The sequence below is a fragment of the Paraburkholderia sp. BCC1876 genome (assembly GCF_902833695.1).
Classification (GTDB): Bacteria; Pseudomonadota; Gammaproteobacteria; order Burkholderiales; family Burkholderiaceae; genus Paraburkholderia.
This window is the reverse complement of record NZ_CADFGI010000022.1, coordinates 1-17,250: the sequence shown is the minus strand read 5'-3', so window position 1 is coordinate 17,250 and position 17,250 is coordinate 1. Positions and strand designations below refer to the sequence as shown.

Sequence of the window (17,250 nt, the reverse complement as noted above, 5' to 3'; positions counted from 1 at the left end):
TGGGCGTGAAACGGGTGAGACGAGCATAGCAGCTACGCGTCGGCCACCTGACTCAGGGTATAACCGGAGTCGCTTCATGCACCGCACGCCGCGACCACAGCGCGCCACCAAGCGTGCGGAAGGAGACATTGCATGAGCACCCCCCTTTACGGCGGCGCCGCGCGGCCCGCCTTGCCAACAGAAACCGGCGGAACCGGCGAACCCGTCGAATCCGCGGAACGCGCGGCGCTCTATCGCAAGCTCGCGTGGCGCATCGTGCCGTTTCTGTTTCTCGCGTTCATCGTCGCGTATATCGATCGTGTGAACGTCAGCTTCGCTAAATTGCAGATGCTCACCGATCTCTCGTTAAGCGAGACCGTGTATGGCGCGGGCGCGGGCATTTTCTTTCTCGGCTATTTCATCTTCGAAGTGCCGAGCAATCTGATCCTGCATCGCGTCGGCGCGCGGCTCTGGATCGCGCGAATCATGGTGACGTGGTCGATCGTGTCGTGTCTGACGATGTTCGCGAGCGGCGCCACCTCGTTCTATGTGCTGCGCTTCCTGCTCGGCGTGGCCGAAGCCGGTTTCTTTCCGGGCATCGTGCTGTATCTGTCCACCTGGTTCCCGTCGAACCGGCGCTCGCAGATCATTGCGCTCTTCATGGCGGCGATTCCGGTGTCGGGTGCGATTGGCGGTCCGGTGTCGGGCTGGATCATGCAGCACCTTGCGGGCGTGCAGGGATTGGCCGGCTGGAAGTGGCTGTTCCTGATAGAAGGGATCGCCTCGCTCGTGGTCGGCGTCGTGGCGTTCTTCGTGCTGCACGACCGTATCGAGTCGGTGAGCTGGCTCTCCAAAGACGAGAAAGCGCTGCTCGCGCGCGATCTCGACGCCGATGCGCGGACCCGTGCGCATCAAACGGTGCGCGGCGCGTTTACCAATCCGAAAGTGTGGCTGCTCGGGCTGTTGTACTTCTGCATTGCGATGGGCAACTACGGCCTCGTCTTCTGGCTACCGACGATGATCCGCGCCAGCGGCGTCGTCAGCGTGGCGAACATCGGCCTGTTGTCGGCGGTGCCGTCGCTGATCAGCGCGGTCGCGATGATCCTGATCGCGCGTCACGCCGATCAACACGACGAGCGGCGCATCCACGTCGCGGTGTGCGCGGTGCTCGGCGCGGCCGGCATGCTGGCGTCGGTGCTGCTCGGCCAGCACGTGTGGCTTTCCATGGTGGCGCTGGTGGTCGCGGCCATCGGCATCAATTCGATTGCGCCGGTGTTCTGGGGCATTCCGACCGCGCTGATGGGCGGCGTGGGCGCGGCGGCGGCGATCGCGGTGATCAACTGCACCGGCAATCTGGCGGGTTTCGTGAGCCCGTATGTCATTGGATTTCTGAAAGACGCGACCGGCACCTTGCTGCCCGGCATGATCGTGCTCGCCTGCGCGCTGGTGCTGGCTGCGGTGATCGTGCTGGCCATGCCGGCCACGCGCAGGACAGCATGAGGAGAGCAGGATGACGCATCAGGTTTGTATGGTCACGGGTGCCGCGACCGGTATCGGCGCGGCGACCGCGCTGCGCTTCGCGGGCGCCGGCTGGGCGGTGGCGCTCGGCAATTTCGACGACAGTACGCGTGAAGCGGCCTTGGCCGTCGAAGCACAATGCCGGCGGCTCGGCGCCGAGACGCTGATCTTCGACGCCGACGTCGGCTCCGACGCTGCGTGTGTGAAGGCCGTGAATAAGGTGGCGAAGCAATGGCAGCGTATCGACGCGCTGATCAACTGCGCGGGGACGACGCGCTTTATCCCGCACGGCGATCTCGCTTCCGTCGACGATATGGAGTTCGAGCGGGTGTATCGCGTGAACCTGATCGGCATGTTTCAGATGACGCGCGCCGCGGTGCCCGTGCTGCGAGAATCGTCGACACCGTCGCACAGCAGTTCGGTGATCAATATCTCGTCGCTGGCCTCGTTGAACGGCACGGGGTCTTCCATCGCCTATGCGGCTTCGAAGGGCGCCGTCAACACGCTGACGCTCTCGTTGGCCCGCAATCTGGCGCCGCATATTCGCGTGAATGCGCTGGCCCCAGGCATGGTGGACGACGGCTTGCCGCGCCGCGTGCTCGGTGAAGCGGCGTACGCGAAAATTGTCGACAGCATGACCGAGGTCGCACCGCTCAAGCGCGTGTCGCAGCCCGGCGAGATCGCGGACCTTGCGTGGTTCATCACCGCGCATGCGCCGGCGATGACCGGCCAGGTGATCGCAGCGGAGAACGGCTTGCTGTTGAACGGTTGAAGCGACGACGCCACTCGCCCAACGCACCGCCCAACGCACCGCCCCATACATGCACAGGACCCACCATGAGCAATCTCCACAAACACCGCTCGCGTACCGTGACCGAAGGCATCACGCGCACGCCGCATCGCGCGTTCCTGCGCGCGACCGGCATGGACGACGCCGCAATCGATAAACCGTTCGTCGCGATCGTCGATACGTTCGGCGAAAACACCCCGTGCTCGATGTCGCTCGCGGCGGTCTCCGACAACGTGCGGCTCGGCGTGGCGGCGGGCGGCGGCGTGCCGATTCGCGGCTCGGCGATTTCGGTGTCGGACGGGACGTCGATGAATCACTCCGGCATGCGCTTTAGCCTTGTGTCGCGCGAGATCATTGCGGACAGCGTCGAGGTGTTCGTGCGCGCGCATTGCTATGACGCGTTCGTCGGCGTGGCCGGTTGCGACAAGACGCTGCCCGGCATTTTGATGGGCATGGTGCGGGTGAACGTGCCGGGCGTGTTTCTGTTCGGCGGCGCGATGTTGCCGGGTATCGCGCCGGACGGCACACAGGCCACGATCCTGACCGCGATCGAAGCCGTCGGCGCCGCGCAACGCGGCGACATGTCGCTCGAGACGCTACGCGGCATCGAAAAGCGCTGCACGCCGGGCGCGGGTTCGTGTCCTGGCCAGTTCACCGCGAACACCATGGCGATGGTGGCCGAAACGCTCGGTCTCGCGCCGCTCGGTTCGGCAATGGTCCCGGCCGTGTATAGCGAGCGCATTGCGATTGCGCGCCGCGCCGGCGAAACGGTGATGAACATGCTGAAGCAGGGCGGTCCGCTGCCGCGCGATCTGGTCACGCGTAAGAGTCTGGAGAACGCGTGCGCCGCGGTCGCGGCGACCGGCGGCTCGACCAACGCCGCGCTGCATATTCCGGCGATCGCGCATGAGGCGGGCATCCGCTTCACGCTCGACGACGTCTCCGAGGTGCTCGCGCGCACGCCGTTGATCGGCGATCTGCAGCCGGGCGGCCAGTATCTGGCGCTCGATCTTTATCACGTGGGCGGCGTGCCGGCGGTGTTGAATGCGTTGCTGGCCGGCGGTTATCTGCACGGCGATACGCTGACGCAAACCGGCGAAACGCTCGAAGTCGCGTTGCAAGCGTTCGCGGGTCCGGATGGCCGCGTCGTGCGCGCGCATAACGAGCCGTTGAGCGAAAACGCGGGGCTGGTTGTCCTGCGCGGCAACCTCGCGCCTGATGGTGCCTGCCTGAAGACCGCGGGGTTGAAATCGCTGGTCTTCAGCGGCACCGCGCGCGTGTTCGAAACCGAAGAAGCGTGCATGTCGGTCGTCTCGAAGCGCACCTATCAGGAAGGCGACGTCCTGGTGATCCGCAACGAAGGGCCGAAGGGCGGTCCCGGCATGCGCGAGATGCTCAGCGTGACGGCGGCACTCTACGGGCAAGGCATGGGCGAGAAAGTCGCGTTGCTGACCGACGGTCGTTTTTCCGGCGCGACGCGCGGCATGTGTATCGGCTATGTCGGACCGGAGGCCGCGGCGGGCGGCCCGATTCGTTTGCTGAAAGACGGCGACCGGATTCATATCGATGCGCACAAGGGCACGCTCGACGTCGAGCTGAGCGAAGCGGAACTCGCGCGCCGCGGCGCGGAGGCGGTGCCGTTCACGCGGGGGCGTCTGGGCGGTGTGCTGGAGAAATACGAAGCGCTGGTGCGGCCGGCGAATCTCGGCGCGGTGACCCATTCGGGCGCGGTCGAGTGGCCGTATGAGGCGTCGATCGGCGAGGAGGAGGCATGAGTCATGGCGATTTGCCTGCGACGCCGCGCGTCGGCTTCTGCGGAATCGGCAAGATGGGCGAGCCGATGGCCTGGCGGCTGCTTGCGGCCGGCCATGCGTTGCGGGTGTGGAACCGTTCGTCGGCGAAGTTGGCGCAGCTTGAGGCGCATGGCGCGGTAGTCGATGAATCGCCCAGGCAGTTGGCCGCGCACAGCGACGTCGTGATGCTGTGCCTCGGCGACGCCGACGCTGTCGAAGACGTCGTGTTCGGCGCTGAAGGACTCGCGCGGGCGGTCAACGCGCCGCGCTTTCTGATCGACCATTCGACCCTCGCACCCAGGCAGGCGCGCCACTTCGCGCAGCGCTGGCATGAGATGAGCGGCGGTGCGTGGATCGACGCGCCCGTGTCGGGCGGCACGGCAGGCGCCGCGGCGGGCACGCTCGCGATCTTCTGCGGTGGCGGCGCGCCGGAGATCGCTGCGGTCGAACCGCTGTTGCGTGCTTATGCGTCGCGTGTGACGCGCATGGGCGCGAGCGGTGCCGGACAAGCAACCAAACTCGCCAATCAGGCGATCGTCGTGACGACCATTGCGGGGATTGCCGAAGCCTGCGTGCTCGCACAACGCACGGGTATCGACGCCGCGTCGATGCCCGCCGCGTTGGGCGGCGGTTGGGCCGATTCGGTGCTGCTGCAAACCTTGCTGCCGCGCATGCTCACGCCGCCGTCGAATCCGTCGGGCACGATCAGGACCATGTTGAAGGATCTCGACGCGGTCGCCGAGTTGGCGCGCGAGTCGCATGCGCCGCTGCGGGCAGTCGGCGAAGTGCGCAAGCTATTGCAGGAAGCCATGGAGCAAGGACTCGGCGACGAGGACATTTCGCAGATCGTCCGCGTTTTGCTCAAGCAGTCCATGGGAGAAGGGTGAGCGGGCGCGGGTCGAAAAAATAACTCAACGCCAAAGCGGCGAACAGGGCGGCACGCCCTGCAAAGCTGCCCAGGAGACAAGCATGTCCAGTTTTGAATCGTCCAGTCTGTCGCACGATATGCCGGTGCGGCTCACGCGCTCGCAGTGGCGCATGATCCTGCTCGCGAGTCTCGGCGGCGCGCTTGAGTTCTACGATTTCGTCGTCTACGGCATCTTCGCGCAGTTCATCGGCCGCGCTTTTTTTCCGATGCAGAACCCGATCGTCGGTTTGATGCTGTCGTTCGCGGTGTTTGCAATCGGCTATCTGGCACGGCCCGTCGGCGGCATCGTGCTCAGCTATTTCGGCGACCGGTACGGACGCCGGCGCGTGTTCATCGTGTCGGTGATCGTCGTGTCGATGTGCACGATCGGCATGGGTATCGTGCCGACTTACGCGACCTGGGGCATCGGCGCCACCCTGCTGATGATCCTGCTGCGACTCGTGCAGGGCTTCTGTCTGGGCGGCGAGCTGCCTGGCTCGATCACCTATGTGGTCGAAACGGTGCCGCGGCGCGCGGGCTTTGTCTGCGGCGTCGTGTTTTTCTGCGTGAATTCCGGCGTGCTGCTGGCGGCGGCCGTCAATCTGTCGGTGCATAGCCTGCTCACCGGCGACGATGTCGCAGCCTACGGTTGGCGCATCGCGTTTCTGTTCGGCGGCGCGATCGGCCTGTTGAGTTTCTGGCTGCGTCGCAAGCTCGAAGAAACCCCTGCGTTTGCAGAGATGAAGCATCTGGCGGCCAAACATCCGCTGTCGGAACTGTTGCGTGAGCATTGGCAGCCGGTGCTGCTCGGCATCGGCACGACGGCGGTGGTGGCCGCGTTCAACGGCCTGCTGTTCGCGCACATGCCGGCTTATCTCGACCGGGTGCTGCACTACGATCCGCGGCGCGTGGCGATCGGCCAGAACGTCGGGCTTGCGGTGGTGTCGACGGGCATTCTGTTGTCGGGCTGGCTCGGCGATAAGCTGCCGAGGCGCTATGTGCTGCGTGTGGGCTCGTTGTTGCTGATGGTGTTGAGCTACCCCTTCTATCTCGCGGCAAGCCGCCATAGTGTCGACGTCGTGCTGCTGCTCGCGCTGGCGGGCGTGGCCGCGTGCCTCGCCAACGGAACGTTCGCCTGCATCATCGCCGACATGTTCCCGACGCGCGTGCGGTTCAGCGGCGTCGCGTTAACCTTCAACGTCAGCTTCACAGTGTTTAGCGGCACGGCGCCGTTGATCGCGACGTGGCTGATTTCGTCGACGGGCAACGTCGTCGCGCCCGCGTATTTCATGGCGGCATGCGCGGCGCTCTCGCTGGCCGCGAGCTTTGGATTGAAAGCGGTGAGCGGCAAGATCGAACCGCGCTCACCGGCCTGACAACACACGACCCCACTTTCGTCAGGTCCACTGCCGTCGTGGTTTCTTACCTGGGTATGCAAATTACCCCAGCACCGCTAAAGGTGAGGGTTTGCGGGAGTAGTCGGTTTGACACCTCCCGCGCCACGCCCAGCATGCCTTTGCGCCCTGCCCCTAAGCTCGAAAGGTGAGGGTTTTCGGGAGTTGGGCAAACCGCACCTTGCGCCTAACCCCGACCGCTCCGAATCAAAGGTGAGTATTTGCGGGAGCGTATCCCGCCCATCGGTGCGCGGCACGCGCGCAATCCCATATCACGTTCCAGATTGAAAGAGTTGGAAAGAAATTGCCAACCTTGGGGGCTGTTCCGCGTTTTGAGATGAGCCGCATACAGGGAAGATGGCGACGCGGACGACAAAGTCTGCGGCTTCGCTATACCTGCAAGCCGGACCCTGTCTCTGAAAAACGATCGTCTCCTGGAATCAGTTGGATGAGTCAGCATATTCTTTTCGTTGGCGCCGATGCCGGCTTGACAGCCGTGGTGGGCGCATCGTTGCGCGGGCAAGGCTGCGGGGTGTCCGCACGTCCACCGGTCGTCGGTCTCAAGCACGTGGTCGAGATGGAGCGGCCGGCGTTGCTGGTGCTCGACATCTCCGCGCCGCATGGCGATGGGTTGGCGGTGTTGCGCGACCTGCGCCTGAGCGGTAACGACGTGCCGGTGATTCTGCTGTCGGCGGGCAGCAAGGCGATCGATCGGGTGATCGGTCTCGAACTGGGCGCCGACGATTTCATGAGCAAGCCCGCCGATCCCGCCGAACTGCTCGCCCGCATCCGCGTGCTACTAAGACGGCGCGGCGCGCTCGCGCCAGGCGCGCCGGAAACGCGGCCGCCTTATCGCTTCGGCCGCTGCGAGCTGAACTTCTCCGCGCGCGAGTTGCATCGCGATAACGAGCGCTTCGCGCTGCGTAGTTCCGAGTTCGCGTTGCTGAAAATCTTCGTCAATCACGCGATGACCGTGCTCACACGCGTGCAGCTCAACGAGCAGCTACGCGGCAGTAGTGTGGTGCATCAAGGGCGCAGTCTCGATGTGTCGATCTGGCGATTGCGTCGGCTGATCGAGATGGATCCTTCCGAACCGCGTTACGTGCAGACGGTGTGGGGACGCGGCTATGTGTTCGTGCCGCACGGCGAGATCGGTGCGGCCGAGCGCGGCGCAATGGTCGCGCCCGGCGTGTGACGCGTGTATCTGGCCCGCGATCTGGCGTTAGCAGCGCCCGAATCCGCTCAAAGGTGAGTGTTTTCGGGAGCGCTGACGGTGTGCGTTAAACCGGCTTCGCGATGTCGCGAATGTCGGCCACCGGCGTTTCGCCGAAGCTGTCGCCGAGTGCGTAATCCAGCAACTGGGTCGCGCACTGTTCCGGCGTGGCAAGCTGACCGTTGCGCTTGAGGTCTTCGAATTTTTCACGCAGCGGGAACTGCTCGGTGCCGCTGCCGCGAATCTCCGCCTGCATATTCGTATCGATCACGCCCGGCGCCAGGCTGCAGATGCGCAACGCGCGATTCGCGTCGAGCGCGACGGCGCGCGCGTGATGATCGAGCGCGGCCTTGGTCGCGCAATAGATGCTCCAGCCAGGATACGCATTGCGCGCCGCGCCGCTCGAGATATGGACGATGCGCCGGTCGGCGGCGTCGGGGCTGGCGGCGGCGAGCGCGCTTGCCAGCATCAACGGCGTGGCGACGTTCAGGCTCACCGCGGTGGCAATCGCCGCGGGGTCCTGTCCTTCGATCGGTCCGATGGGCTGCACAATGCCCGCGTTGTTGATCAGCAGCACCGTTTGCGCGCCCTTGAGAAACGCATGCAGCGCGTCGGTCGCGATCCATTGCGCGACGCGCGCGGGGTCGTCCAACGTCAATTCGATTTCTTCGAGCTGCGTGGGAAAGCGCGCCTTGAGCGTGGCATGACGCGAGCGGGACAGGCCCAGCACCGCGACGTCGCGCGCGAGCAGTTGCTCGGCGAGCGCGGCGCCCAGACCGCGCGTGTGGCCGGTGACGATCGCGCGAATCGGAGAAGAGGGAGTCATGTCGTTCCTTGAGATCGGTGGCTTGGGGAGGCGGCTATTTTCTCACGCGGGTTTCATGCGTGCTGAGCGGCGCGGCTTCGGCGCCGGGTTCGACCGAGGCGCTCAACTGGAACGGAAGCGCTCGCGATACTGCATCGGCGTCGCGCCGATTCGTTTGGTGAAGACGATCCGCATCCGGTCGGCCGTGCCGAAACCGCAGTCGTAGGCGATCGCCTTCAGCGCCACGCCGCTGCTTTCGAGCAGTTTGCGCGCCGCATCCACACGTGCACGTTCGACGAATTCGTGCGGTGTCACCTGCGTCTCCTGCACGAACACGCGCGCGAAGTTTCGTGCGCTCATGCCCGCGACGTCCGCCAGTTGCTTCACCGTGAAGCTCTCGCGAATCCGCTCCATGACGTGCGCCTGGACCTTGGCGACCGGCGAGGTTTCGTCGGCCGGCGCGGTGAGATACGGACTGAATTGCGACTGGCCGCCCTGGCGCTGTGCGAACACGACCAGACGTTTGGCGACGGCCAGCGCGGTGTGCGGACCATGATCTTCGGCGACCAACGCGAGCGACAGATCGATGCCGGCCGTTACGCCTGCGGACGTGACGAGCGGTCCATCGCGCAGATAGATGCGATCGAGGTCGACGCGCGCCTTCGGAAACTGCGCCGCCAGTTGCGCGGCGTGCTGCCAGTGCGTGGTGACGTTGCATTCGTCGAGCAAGCCGGCATGGCCTAGCGCGAATGCGCCGGTGCAGATCGAGCCGTAACGGTCGCATTGCGCGGCGACAGTCGTCAGCCATTCCAGCAAGCGTTCATCTAGCGCCTCGCCGTCCGGCAGCGCCGGGCCGCCAGCGATCAACGCCAGATCGAACGGGCGGCGCGCTTTGCCGAAGGTTGTATCGGCAACGAGCGTCATGCCGTTGGACGCGCGCAGCGGCGCCGCCTCGGCACTGATCAGCTTGACCTCGTAGCGCGCGGCCGGCGCAATGAAGCGGTTGGCTTCGGAAAACACGTCGACGGGTCCGGCGACGTCGAGCGCCTGGACGCCGGGAAAGATCGCGATCGCGACGGTAGACATCGAAAGACTTCCTTTGACGATGGACGGCATCCGCTAGTCGCGGCGGTCAGCGCTGTGCGGTGGGCACCGCGCGTGTGGCAGAGCGTGTTTGGCAGAGTGTAATTCGACTGATGCCCCGAGGTCACGCGCAGGCACGCACACGCGCATCCGCGTGGCGCGTGTTTCAGGAGGGACATCGCACCTGTTTCCGCATCTGGCGTCAGAATAGCCGGATCGCACAACCACGCGGCGCCCCATTATGGCCATCAAAAATCTTCTGCGAAGGCTCGACCTCACCACGCTCCACCTCTTTCTCGCGGTCTACGAGGAAGGCACGCTCACGCGCGCGGCCGAGCGGGAAGCGATCGCCGTCTCGGCCGCCAGCAAGCGTCTGCTCGAACTGGAACAGACGATCGGCGCGACGCTGTTTCAACGCAACGCGCGCGGCATGACGCTGACGCCGGCGGGTGAAACGCTGCTGCACCACGCGCGTCGCGTGATGCGCGACATCGAGAATATCGGCATCGAACTGGCCGGGCATGCAAGCGGCGTGCGCGGTTATGTGCGGATGATGGCCAACCTGTCGGCGATCGTCGAATTTCTGCCTGAAGACTTGCGCGCGTTCCAGTTGCAGCACGAGCGCGTCAAACTCGACCTGGAAGAGCGGCCGAGCGGCGGCGTGGTCGAAGCCGTCGACGACAGCCTCGCGGATCTCGGCATCTGTTCCGGCGAGGCCGATACGCGCGATCTGCACGTCGCGCACTATCGGCACGACTCGCTGATCCTCGTGATGCGCGACGATCATCCGCTGGCGGGACGCGCCAGCGTGGCCTTCGCCGAAACGCTGGACGGCGATCACGTCGGCCTGCATGCCGCGAGTTCGATCAACGCGCGCACCCATCTGGCCGCGCGTCAGGCGGGCAAGGCGTTGCGGTTGCGCATCCACGTGCCGGGCTTCGACGCGGTCTGTCGCATGGTGCAAGCGGGCATGGGCGTGGGCGTTCTGCCGCTCAAGGTGTATCAACTGATGGGCCGCCCGCTGGGTCTGATCGGTGCGCCGCTCGAAGACGACTGGTCCGAACGCAGCCTGATCCTGGTGGTGCGCGACGTCGAGGCGTTGTCGCCGGTGAGCCGCCTGCTGTTCGACCATTTGCGTTCGGTCGAAGCCGCCGAGGCTTCGACTAGCCAGTCCCCCCCCAACACCCCGCCAGCCGCCGTCTGACGCCGAGCGTTCGCCGTTCGCGAACGGTCGTTGGCGAATTGCGGTTGGACGCCGCCGTCGCGCCGCTTCTAAGCTCTCTTCCAATACGAAACCCGCTTGGGAGACAGCAACATGGGTGGACCTCTTCAGGGTATCCGCGTCGTCGAGATCGGAACCCTCATCGCCGCGCCGTTCGCCGCGCGCCTCATGGCGGAATTCGGCGCCGACGTCATCAAGATCGAAGCGCCCGACACCGGCGACCCACTTCGCAAATGGCGCAAGCTGCACGAGGGCACCTCGCTCTGGTGGTATCTGCAGTCGCGCAACAAAAAGTCGATCTGCGTGAATCTGAAGTCGGCTGACGGTGTCGAGATCGTCAAACGGCTCGCCGCCGACGCCGACGTCGTGATCGAAAACCTCCGCCCCGGCGCGCTCGAAAAGCTCGGCCTCGGCTGGGACGTGCTGCACGCAATCAACCCAAAACTGACGATGGTCCGCATTTCCGGCTACGGCCAGTCCGGTCCTTATCGCGACCGGCCGGGCTTCGGCGCGATCGGCGAAGCGATGGGCGGCATTCGCTACACGACCGGCGAAGTGGACGGCGCGCCGGCGCGCGTTGGCGTCAGTCTTGGCGATTCGCTCGCTTCGCTGCACGGCGTGATCGGCGCGTTGATGTCGCTGCTGCGCGTGAAGACGGGGCAAGGCGAAGGTCAGGTGGTGGATGTGTCGCTGGTCGAGAGTGTGTTCAATCTGATGGAAAGCCTCGTGCCCGAATACGATCTGCTCGGACACGTGCGCGAGCGCAGCGGTGGCGCGTTGCCGGGCATTGCGCCGTCGAACACCTATCGCACGGAAGACGAAGGCTATGTGGTGATCGCCGGCAACAGCGATCCGATTTTCAAGCGCCTGATGCAATTGATCGGCCGCGCCGATCTCGCCGACGATCCCGCTCTGGCACATAACGACGGCCGCGCGAAACACAGCGCGATGCTCGATCAGGTCATCACCGCGTGGACCTCGTGCCACGCCACCGAGGACGTGCTGGCCGCGCTCGAACGCGCCGAAGTGCCCGCGGGCCGCATCTATTCCGTGGCAGACATCGTCGCCGATCCGCACTACCGGGCGCGCGAGATGTTGTTGCCGGCGCAACTACCCGGCGGTGTCACGGTGAAGATGCCGGGGATCGTGCCGAAGCTGTCGGATACGCCCGGCGAAGTGCGCTGGCAAGGGCCGGCGCTCGGCGAGCATACCGGCAGCGTCCTGAATCAGCTTGGATTCAGCAACGAAGATATCGCGCGTTTGCGCGGCGAAGGAGTCGTGCAATGAGTGCCATCCCATTCGACACACTGATCGTGCAGGAAGTGGCGCCGCGCGACGGCTTGCAGATCGAGCCCACCTGGGTCGAGACCGCCGACAAGATCGCGTTGATCGACGCGCTGTCCACCGCGGGCTTCACGCGTATCGAAGCGGGTTCGTTCGTCTCGCCGAAAGCGATTCCGGCGTTGCGCGACGGCGAGGCCGTGTTCCAGCAGATCGCGCGGCAGCCCGGCGTGATCTACGTCGCGCTGGTGCCGAATCTGAAGGGCGCCGAACGCGCGCTGGCTTCGCGCGCCGACGAGTTGAACCTGGTGATGTCGGCGAGTCAGACGCACAACCGCGCCAATATGCGCATGAGTTGCGAATCGTCGCTCGCGGCGTTCGGCGACATCGTGCGGCAGGTGAAGGGCTCGGGCGTGTTGCTGAATGCGTCGGTGGCGACGGCGTTCGGTTGTCCGTTCGAAGGCAAGATCGACGAAGACCGCGTGATCGCGATCGTCGACGCGTATCGCGAGATGGGCATCGAGGGCATCACGCTGGCGGATACGACCGGGATGGCGAATCCACGCCAGGTGGCGCGGATCGTCACGCGCGTCCTCGAGCGTTTGCCGGCCGCCGCGCTCACGCTGCACTTTCACAACACGCGCGGTCTCGGTCTCGCCAATGTGTTGGCCGCGTACGAAGCCGGCGCGCGCCGCTTCGACGCCGCGTTAGGCGGCCTGGGCGGCTGTCCGTTCGCGCCGGGCGCGTCCGGCAATATCTGCACGGAAGATCTCGTGAACCTGTGCGACGAAATGGGCATTCCCACCGGGATCGATCTGGAGAAGTTGCTGACCTTGTCGCGCGGATTGCCTGCGTTGCTCGGCCACGACATGCCGGGACAACTGGCAAAGGCCGGCCGCAATCGCGACCTGCATCCCGTGCCGGACTACGTTCTACACATCTGATATTCCCTAACCGATTACACGACCGGACGGCATCGCCGAATCCGGCATTGGAGACACGCATGAGCGACCTGGGCGCAGTGGCTGCCGGCAGCCGTGAGCACAACGCGGACGACGCCGCGGCGATCATCCGCAAAGTGGCCTGGCGGCTGATGCCGCTGATCATGATCTGCTATCTGTTTGCGTTCTTCGACCGCATCAATATCAGTTTCGCGAAGTTCCAGTTGCAAAGCGATCTCGGTTTGTCCGACACCGCGTACGGTCTCGGTGCGAGTCTGTTCGTGATCGGCTATGTGCTGTTCGAAGTGCCGAGCAATCTGTTTCTGTACAAGGTCGGCGCACGGCGCTGGATCGCGCGGATCATGATCTCGTGGGGCCTCGCGACGGCCGCGATGGTGTTCGTCAATAACGAATGGCAGTTCTACGGACTGCGGTTTGTGATCGGCGCGATGGAAGCGGGTTTTGCGCCGGGCGTGCTGTATTACCTGACGCTGTGGTTTCCGCCGAGTCATCGCGGGCGCATTACGTCGATGCTGTTTCTGGCGTCCGCGTTTTCGGGTCTGGTCGGCGCGCCATTGGCGGGTCTGGTGATCGGGCATATGAACGGCGTGCTCGGTATGCCGGGCTGGCACTGGCTGTTTCTGCTCGGCGGCTTGCCGTGCATCGTGCTGGGGTATCTCGTGTTGAAGGTGCTGAAAGACCGGATCGACGACGCCGACTGGCTGTCGTCGACGGAGAAGTCTTTTCTGACGGCGCAGATCGCGCAGCAAAGCCGTCATCCCGAGACCGGACATTCTTTTCTCGGTGCGATCAGAACGCCGGGCTTTCTGACGCTGGGTCTGGTCTATTTCCTGATTCAGGTGGCGTCGTACGGATTGAACTTCTGGGCGCCGCATTTGATTCGCGTGGCGGGGACCCACAACCCCACCGTGATTGGCTTGCTGACGGCGGTGCCCTATGTGTGCGGCGCCATCTGCATGGTGGTCGTCGGACGCCTGTCCGATACGAGCGGCGAGCGGCGCAAGTTCGTTTGCGGCTTGCTGGTGATGTCGGCGCTCGGCTTTTTCGCGGCGGGTTACTTCGATAAGCAGACCGCTTTGCTGGTCGTCGCGTTGGCGGTGATGGGCGCGGGCGTGGTGGCGTCGATCCCGGCGTTCTGGGCGCTGCCGCCCAAGCTCGTGACCGGCGCCGGCGCGGCCGGCGGGATCGCGCTGATCAATACGCTCGGACAGCTTGGCGGGATCGTGAGTCCGGTGATGGTGGGACGAGTGCGGGATCTGACCGGCAGCACGACGCCGGCGCTTTATGTGATCGGTGCGATGAGTCTGGTTTGCGCGCTGATCGTGTTGTACGGCTTGCCGGAGTCGTTGCGACAGAAGGATGCCGCGAGATGAGCGGCATCGCGTAGCTGAAGCATCCTTCGAATAATTTTTTGCGAGGTACGTCATTTCCAGTCAGCGGCGGCGACTAAGTCCACGAAACATCCGGACGATCGTACGTGGCGGCCAGCCCCGGATGTTGCATTGCCGGGTACGGCATGGGCAGTGGATCGACCGCTGCCCGGTACGTCCAGGCGTTTGAACGTCGCTGCGTGGCCCGCTATCGAAGCGCGGCCACCGGCCTGAAACTGGAGATGACATGAAATCGATCCGAGCCGCCATGATGTGCTGCCTGTTGCCGCTTGCGTTTGCCGCGGGTTCCGCGCAGGCACAGGGAATCGGGCACGCCGGCATGTATCTGATGCCGCCGAACTACAGCATGATGATGGATAAGCTGACGCCTGAGCAGCGCACGCAAGCCATCGGCATTCAGCAAAAAATGATGCAGATGGAAATGGAGTATCAGGACAACGTGGCCCAGATGGAAATGAAGCACACCCACGACATGATGCAGATGCAAAGCCAATTGCTCGACATCTTCAAGGGGCACTGAACGTCGACGCAGTGCTTCCGGGCGCGCGCGGTGAAGGTGCCGCGCGCGCAACCGTCATCCTTTGCCGTGTGTCGCGGCAATTTCCTGCAGATCCAGATCGTGTTCCAGAACGCTCAGGAGTTCGTCGTGAATCAAGCCCGTGCGGTGCAAGCGTAGCAATTCGACGCGCGCTGCGGCGACCGCGGCCAGTACCACGTCGTAGTGCGCAGCGCGGACGCCCGACGGATAAGCCGCTTCGCTTTGATACGCCTCGGTCATGCTCGCACGATAGGTGTACTGCTCCAGCAGCCGTGGATGAATCACGCTGCCATCCGGCCCATGCGCGAGCGGTAGAACCGCGGCGAGTTGCGCCGCTTCGAGCCTGGCCCAAGCTTGCGGTTCGCTCAGATGGCGGGCGTTCTGCTCGTCCGCGTGATCCGGATTGATCCAGTGGATCAGCGGTCCGATCGTCGTGCCTTGACCTAACACCGTCACGAGAATGACCGCGAAGGACGCGACCAGAATCAGATCGCGGCCGGGCATGGCTTCGGGCAGCGACAGCGCGATAGCCAGCGTGACCACGCCCCGCATGCCGGCCCAGCTGGTGACGGTGGCCGAACGCCAGTCGGGCGTGCCGCCTTCGCGCCGTGCCCACTTGCAGATCCGCGCCTTCAACCATTCCGTCGTGAAGACCCACGCGAAGCGCGACAGCACGACCGCCGCCAGCACCGCGCCGACCGCCGGCGCCAGCGCGGCGAGCGTGTCGCCGACGCCGCCCAGCCGCGCGATCACGCCGCGCAGCGAGAGGCCGATCAGAATGAAGACCAGCGCTTCCATCAGAAAGATCACGACCTGCCAGAAGGCCGTGCCGCGCATCCGGACGGCGGCCGAGAAGACCTCGTGCTGATACCAGCCGAGCATCATCCCGCAACTCACGGTCGCGATGACACCGGACACGCCCAGCATGTCGCCGGCGATGTAGCTGATCCATGGCGAGAGTATCGATGCGGTGATGATCAGGTAGCCGTCGTCGAGAAGCCGTAGCAGCCTGACGACGACAAAGCCGATCACCACGCCGACGGCGACGCCGCCAAGCGCCAGCACGGCGAAGTGCCCCGCCGCTTCTTGCGCGCTGAACGCGCCGGTCAATGCGGCGGTTACGGCAATGCGGAATAGCACGATGCCGGCGGCGTCGTTGAGGAGGCTTTCGCCTTCGAGCAGCACCATCAGGCGGCGCGGCAGCGCGACGCGTTCCAGCACGGCTTTCGCGGCGACGGCGTCGGGCGGCGAGACGACCGCGCCCAGCGCGAAGCAGGCGCCCCATGGCAACGCGGGTACGACCCAATGCACCACCAGGCCCACTACGAGCGTGGTGAAGGCGACTGCGCCGATTGCGAGCAGCAGGATGCCGCCGAGGTTGCGTTTGAACTCGTCCCATACCGAGAAGTACGCGCCATCCATGAGAAGCGGCGGCAGGAACACGATCAGGATGAGTTCGGGATCGAGATTGAAGGTCGGCAGCCCGGGCACGAAGGCCATCGCGGCGCCGCCGACCAGCAGCGCGGCGGCGGGCGGGAGGCGCAGCCGCTTGGCGAGCAGTTCGAGACCGATGATCGCGACGAGCGACAACAGGACGAGTTTGAAGCCCATGACGGAAGACATGCGCGGCCTCGGTAGATGGCGGGGAGTTACTTTTTATCACAGGGGCGGGCGGATCCCGTTGCCTGTGGGTGAGCGGTGGGGGATTGGTTTGTTGCTTCAATGACTTGGGTGGGATGTGCTCAGGTTGTCCACAGGCTTATGGACAAAATGTGGGGATAAGGTTGGGGGAGGCAGAAGCGGCGCACGGTGCGTCGACAAGATGTGTCTGTACGACGAAGAGGATGGGTATTTCGTCAGGGGATGACAGGCCGATGAGTGATTTCCTGGGGCCGATGTAGGCGTCGCGGGCGGCGCTCGGTCATAGATGAAATGACAGCAAGGGTTGGAGAATTTTCGGGGTTTTTCGTCGCTCGGTTCCTTATCGCGTGCTTGTTCTTCGAGCAAGTACAACGGATGAGGACGACGGTGAAAAACGATAGCGTGACTGAGAGGCCGGTCGGCATAGTGGTTCGACTGCTTGCCGCATTCATGTTGCTAACGGTGGCCTTCGGCGCGAATGCCTTCGACTGTCTCACGCTCTACGCGCAGTCCGGTGCGACGCCGGGATCGAAGACGTGCCGTCTCGATGTAGTGGGCAACACGCCCGGCGGAATGGGCAACTATGCGTGCATCAACGACCTTGCACCGATTGACCAATGGTGCGCGGCGCCGAAGGCAAACGAGCCGGAGGCCAGTTGTCCGATCGCTGATCCGGTGTATCCGGGTAATGGCGCCGTCACGCTAACAGAGGCCGATTTCGTCAGCGGTGACG

Annotated in this window: 14 protein-coding genes and 1 pseudogene; 12 read left to right on the top strand and 3 right to left on the bottom strand. The window is 64.6% G+C overall.

The window, feature by feature from the left end:
• Positions 1–132: 132 nt before the first annotated feature.
• The 6 genes from HWY05_RS37440 to HWY05_RS37415 all read left to right on the top strand — a co-directional run bounded on the left by HWY05_RS37440 (position 133) and on the right by HWY05_RS37415 (position 7,576).
• Entirely contained in the window at positions 133–1,479 is a 1,347-nt protein-coding gene (locus HWY05_RS37440) for an MFS transporter (RefSeq protein ID WP_176061456.1), read from the top strand.
• A gap of 10 nt (positions 1,480–1,489) precedes the next feature.
• Complete coding sequence (locus tag HWY05_RS37435; RefSeq protein ID WP_176061455.1) at positions 1,490–2,269, top strand: SDR family oxidoreductase; 780 nt, start codon at positions 1,490–1,492, stop codon at positions 2,267–2,269.
• Positions 2,270–2,334: 65 nt separating this feature from the next.
• Positions 2,335–4,062 (top strand): dihydroxy-acid dehydratase, encoded by a 1,728-nt coding sequence (gene ilvD / locus HWY05_RS37430; RefSeq protein WP_176061454.1) that lies wholly within the window; start codon positions 2,335–2,337, stop codon positions 4,060–4,062.
• Positions 4,059–4,967 (top strand): NAD(P)-dependent oxidoreductase, encoded by a 909-nt coding sequence (locus tag HWY05_RS37425; protein ID WP_035560688.1) that lies wholly within the window; start codon positions 4,059–4,061, stop codon positions 4,965–4,967. The genes ilvD and HWY05_RS37425 overlap by 4 nt, the downstream gene beginning before the upstream one ends.
• Before the next feature lie 82 nt (positions 4,968–5,049).
• A complete protein-coding gene (locus HWY05_RS37420; RefSeq protein WP_176061453.1) occupies positions 5,050–6,363 on the top strand; it encodes an MFS transporter in 1,314 nt (437 codons plus the stop codon).
• 466 nt (positions 6,364–6,829) lie between these two features.
• The gene (locus HWY05_RS37415) at positions 6,830–7,576 is read left to right on the top strand and encodes a winged helix-turn-helix domain-containing protein (RefSeq protein WP_035560694.1); all 747 of its coding nucleotides are present in this window, start codon (positions 6,830–6,832) and stop codon (positions 7,574–7,576) included.
• Positions 7,577–7,661: 85 nt separating this feature from the next.
• Here the strand turns inward: HWY05_RS37415 and HWY05_RS37410 are convergent, their stop codons facing one another.
• Together HWY05_RS37410 and HWY05_RS37405 are read right to left on the bottom strand one after the other, a co-directional pair.
• A complete protein-coding gene (locus HWY05_RS37410; protein WP_176061452.1) occupies positions 7,662–8,420 on the bottom strand; it encodes an SDR family oxidoreductase in 759 nt (252 codons plus the stop codon).
• A 102-nt stretch (positions 8,421–8,522) separates the two neighbouring features.
• Positions 8,523–9,485 carry a GlxA family transcriptional regulator gene (locus tag HWY05_RS37405; protein ID WP_176061451.1) on the bottom strand — a complete coding sequence of 321 codons (963 nt, stop codon included), beginning with the start codon at positions 9,483–9,485 and terminating at the stop codon, positions 8,523–8,525.
• Positions 9,486–9,723: 238 nt separating this feature from the next.
• Between HWY05_RS37405 and HWY05_RS37400 the strand changes: the two genes are divergently transcribed.
• The 5 genes from HWY05_RS37400 to HWY05_RS37380 all read left to right on the top strand — a co-directional run bounded on the left by HWY05_RS37400 (position 9,724) and on the right by HWY05_RS37380 (position 14,858).
• The gene (locus tag HWY05_RS37400; protein WP_035560702.1) at positions 9,724–10,686 is read left to right on the top strand and encodes a LysR family transcriptional regulator; all 963 of its coding nucleotides are present in this window, start codon (positions 9,724–9,726) and stop codon (positions 10,684–10,686) included.
• A 111-nt stretch (positions 10,687–10,797) separates the two neighbouring features.
• Positions 10,798–11,991, top strand: coding sequence for a CaiB/BaiF CoA-transferase family protein (locus HWY05_RS37395; RefSeq protein WP_176061450.1), 1,194 nt, complete (start codon positions 10,798–10,800; stop codon positions 11,989–11,991).
• The gene (locus HWY05_RS37390) at positions 11,988–12,929 is read left to right on the top strand and encodes a hydroxymethylglutaryl-CoA lyase (RefSeq protein ID WP_176061449.1); all 942 of its coding nucleotides are present in this window, start codon (positions 11,988–11,990) and stop codon (positions 12,927–12,929) included. The genes HWY05_RS37395 and HWY05_RS37390 overlap by 4 nt, the downstream gene beginning before the upstream one ends.
• Before the next feature lie 59 nt (positions 12,930–12,988).
• A complete protein-coding gene (locus HWY05_RS37385) occupies positions 12,989–14,320 on the top strand; it encodes an MFS transporter (protein ID WP_176061448.1) in 1,332 nt (443 codons plus the stop codon).
• A 244-nt stretch (positions 14,321–14,564) separates the two neighbouring features.
• A complete protein-coding gene (locus tag HWY05_RS37380) occupies positions 14,565–14,858 on the top strand; it encodes a hypothetical protein (protein ID WP_035560715.1) in 294 nt (97 codons plus the stop codon).
• A gap of 54 nt (positions 14,859–14,912) precedes the next feature.
• Here HWY05_RS37380 and HWY05_RS37375 read toward each other — a convergent pair whose 3' ends face one another.
• Positions 14,913–16,499 carry a Na+/H+ antiporter gene (locus HWY05_RS37375; protein WP_176061447.1) on the bottom strand — a complete coding sequence of 529 codons (1,587 nt, stop codon included), beginning with the start codon at positions 16,497–16,499 and terminating at the stop codon, positions 14,913–14,915.
• A gap of 405 nt (positions 16,500–16,904) precedes the next feature.
• Here HWY05_RS37375 and HWY05_RS37370 point away from each other — a divergent pair.
• Positions 16,905–17,250, top strand: a pseudogene (locus HWY05_RS37370) (RHS repeat protein); the annotation flags it as partial.